This is a genomic window from Neisseria sp. P0009.S007, from assembly GCF_051962515.1.
The window spans coordinates 1-1,292 of record NZ_JBQCVF010000388.1 but is presented as its reverse complement, the minus strand read 5'-3'; the positions used below and the strand labels follow the sequence as shown (position 1 = coordinate 1,292).

At 55.2% G+C, this 1,292-nt stretch carries 1 protein-coding gene; it reads left to right on the top strand.

Features of this window, described 5'->3' with window-relative positions:
• Positions 1–1,292: biotin--[acetyl-CoA-carboxylase] ligase (locus tag ACTHS3_RS13495; RefSeq protein ID WP_440368194.1), on the top strand; the 1,292-nt coding region annotated here is incomplete at both ends.

The following is a 1,292-nucleotide window of genomic DNA, read 5'->3' as shown; positions in this document are numbered from 1 at the left end:
GGCCATATCCGCGGTTTGCTGCGCCAGCATGACGGGCAATGGCGCTTGGTGCGCCCTTTGGCTGTGTTTGCCGAAGAGTCTCTGCAACAAATGGCCGGGAAACAGGGTTTTCGTGCGCAGTTGAAACACGAATGTTCGTCCAGTAACGATGAAATCATGGCTTTGGCGCGCCAGTCGGCGGACTTGGCCCATAAGGCCTTGTGTGTGGCGCATTTCCAAACCAAAGGCCGCGGACGGCAAGGGCGGAGTTGGGTCAACCGACAGGGCGAATGTCTGATGTTCAGCTTGGGCTGGACGTTTGACAAGCCGCAATATGAGCTGGGTTCGCTGGCGTTGGTGGTGGCATTGGCTTGCCGCCGTGCTCTTGCCGATATTGGTTTGGACGTAAATATCAAGTGGCCGAACGATTTGGTCGTGGCCAATGATAAATTGGCCGGTATTTTGATTGAAACGGCGCGGGTGGAGAATAAGACTGTCGCCGTCATCGGCATCGGCATTAATTTTGTATTGCCGAAAGAAGTTGAAAACGCCACTTCCGTGCAGGCTTTGTTTCAGACGGCCTCTAAGCAGGGCGTAAGCGTCAAAACTTTATTGAATGCGGTATTGGCGCAACTTGATGCGCTATTGAACGAATACGCGCAAAACGGATTTGCGTCATGTGTCGGCGAATACAATGCCGCCAACCGCGATACGGACAGACCAGTATTGCTGCTTCAGGAAGGGCGCGTTGTCCACGAAGGCGTGGTCAAAGGCGTGGATGCGCAAGGCGCGTTGCGTTTGCAGACGGACAAGGGCGAAAAAACCATTGTCAGCGGTGAGATCAGTTTGCGTCCGGATAACCGTCCGGCGCAACCTGCCGTCGCCAAGCCGGAACGCTTTTTGCTGCTGGACGGCGGCAACAGTCAGTTGAAATGGGCATGGGTGGAGAATGGCACATTTTCCGAAGTCGGCCGCGCGCCATATCGTGATTTGACCCAGCTGGGTGAAGAATGGCTGCAATTTGCCGATGAAGATGTGAAGATTGTCGGTTGCGCCGTGTGCGGTTCGGTAAAAAAAGCGATGGTTGAAGAACAATTAACCCGTCCGGTCGAATGGCTGTCTTCCATGCCGCAGGCTTTAGGTATCCGCAACCATTACCGCCGCCCTGAAGAACATGGCTCCGACCGCTGGTTTAATGCGCTGGGCAGCCGCCGTTTTACGCAAAATGCCTGCGTTGTCGTCAGCTGCGGCACCGCCGTAACCACCGACGCGCTGACGGAAGACAATCATTATCTCGGCGGCACCATCATGCC